At 26.5% G+C, this 2,615-nt stretch carries 2 protein-coding genes; both read right to left on the bottom strand.

Annotated elements, in window-relative coordinates; translation table 11 throughout:
* Positions 1 to 2,168 (bottom strand): hypothetical protein (locus ACH2BC_RS10495; RefSeq protein ID WP_395053951.1); only part of this gene is annotated, 2,168 nt, incomplete at its 3' end.
* A gap of 57 nt (positions 2,169 to 2,225) precedes the next feature.
* Positions 2,226 to 2,615: T9SS type A sorting domain-containing protein (locus tag ACH2BC_RS10490; protein WP_395053950.1), on the bottom strand; the 390-nt coding region annotated here is incomplete at its 5' end.

The raw sequence follows: 2,615 nt of genomic DNA, 5'->3' as shown, positions 1-2,615 counted from the left end.
TCAAAAATAAATTCTACTACATTTCCTGTAATTCTGGCATCAACTTGGTTGGAAGCACTTAATAATTGCAACGAATTTATATCAAATTGATTTGGATCTATAGTTGTTTTTACAACAATATTTTCTGCTTGAAAAGTTCCAGTATTTTCAAAATTTATTACGTAATGTAAATAATTTCCAATTTCAGATGTTGAAACGCTTTCGCCTTCCATACAAGTAATATCATTTGGATCAAAAGAACCAACAACCGTTTGATTATAAGTAAATAAATTATCCGATGGAATTTCATCAGAAAGTGTTGTGTTTATTGCTGCCGAGAAGTTTAGAATGTCTCCAATATTTACTGCTGGTGTTTCTGTTGGTGAATTTACGTTTAGAGTTACGTAAAAACTTCTACTTTCAAAGGGTTGTAAATTAATGAAATCATAATTTAAAATTCCTGCACTTTGAGTTGTAGTTGCAAATGTTGATGATACAAAATCTAAAATTGAATCATCATAGTTGAAATTTAAGTTGCCAGAAACTGTTTGATTGCCTTTATTTTTATACGTTACAAGATATTCAGCATTAAAACCTGGTCTTGCTGTGGTTGTTGGAGCAATTACAATTTCTAAATCGTTGTGAATACCATTTGCAGCAATGCAGAAATCTTGGGTTGCAACATTGTTGTTATTATTTGCAAAAGGAATTGTTGCAGTAATTGGAGAAAAGTAAAACCAACTTGTATTTTCAATACTTGGAGTTACATTAAAATTTCCTGCTTGTGTGTAAAACTTGTAATTTCCAGTTGAGTTTGTAAAACTTGCTCCAGTAGTTGTACCATCATTAATGTTAACTCTAATGTTTTTTTGTGGTAAATCGTTTGTATCGCAACCGTTGTTGTTGGCATCGAATTTTGTGATTCCTGTTATGGTGTTGTAGTTTCCGCTTGGAGTGAAAGTGCAATAGGAGTTAACTACTATATTTTGACTAACTAGAGATTGAATATTTAAAATTTGTTCTTGATCAGCACAAATAAATTGCAAATTAGGATTTGAACTAATACTTATATTTGTTTCAATAGCACCATTTTTTAAATTTATAGAGGTTAAATTTGGATTTTGTACGCATTGTAAAGATTGTAACAACATTATATTTGATAAATCTAAATCTTGTAAATTTGTATTATCAAGTTGTAAACTAGATAATTGAGATATGTTATTTAATGATAAAGAACTTAATGGATTTTGATTTAATAAAAGAGTACCTAAATTTGGAAAATTTGAAATGTCTAATGTTTGTAAGTTTGTATTAAAAATTTCTAATCTTAATACTTGAGGTAAGTTATTCAATGATAGAGAATTTAATAGTATTCCAGTTATATAAAGATTACTTAAATTTGGTAAATTTGAAATATTTAAAGTATTAAATTGACACGAAACATTTAAAAATGTTAAATTAGGCAATCCAGATAAAATAAGATTATTATTTACAATAAATCCAAGACTAGTAATTGTACTGTTATTTGTAATTTGCAGATTGTTAAATGATGCTACTGATAAAGTTCCAACACCAATTAATGAATTGCAATTAATAAGTGTCAAATTCATATTTTGAATACTTGAAGCAAAGTTTGTAAGAGTACCTAATTGAGGACAATTAGATATATAAATTGATGTTATATTATTACATTGTAATGATACATCAAATAGAGAATTTAAATTATTAGCTGTAAATGAAATTAAACTACTACTTACAATATCTAAAAAAATCAGATTTGTCAATGAAGAAACGTCAAACGTTGTCATTTGATTAGCTGAAAATCTTAAATCCACAATATTAGTAAGTAATGCAACATTTAAAGTATCAATGGGGTTATTTTTACATCGTAATATTGTCAAATTTGGTAAACTATTTAAATATATATTCAAACTTAAAATTTCATTATTTTCACAATGTAATGAGGTTAAATTAATAAAACTTTGAAGACCAGTTAGATCAGAAATATTTGAATTTTCTAAAAATAATCCGGTTGGAACTAATGCCTCACTTTGCTGAATATTTCCATCTGAATTGGTATCAATTCCTAAATTTATTAATTTCGCTTTAAAATTTGCATCAGGAATATTAACAATCTGCGAATTAGCAAATACCGAAAACAACAGTGTAATGAATAATAACTTTTTCATAATAAATTGGGTTTATTTTATAGCAATATTTTTTTTTAATTTATGCAATATTTTGAATTACTCTTTTACAATTTGTTCCACTTTAACGCCATCACCAGAAGTAATTTTTAAGAAATAAATTCCGTTAGAATATTCAGAAATATCTATAATTTCATTAGTTACATTTACAAGTTTTGTTTGTAAAATTCTACCTTGAACATCATATAATTCTATTGATTTTAAATTAGAATTCGCTTTAATATTTACAATTGAATTTGCTGGATTTGGATAAACCGAAATAGAATTGTCTTTTTCAAAACTTGAATTATTTAACGATTGAAAAGTTGTATTGGCCAATCCTGTATCAACTGGAAAATTATAATCAAAGAAAATATCGGCACGTTTAGAAACAATATCGCCAGTAACTAAATTATTTTTAGAACGAACTTTGAGTAAAACATTTCCGTG

The organism is Flavobacterium sp. (assembly GCF_043760115.1).
GTDB lineage: Bacteria > Bacteroidota > Bacteroidia > Flavobacteriales > Flavobacteriaceae > Flavobacterium.
This window is presented reverse-complemented; position numbering and strand designations above follow the sequence as displayed.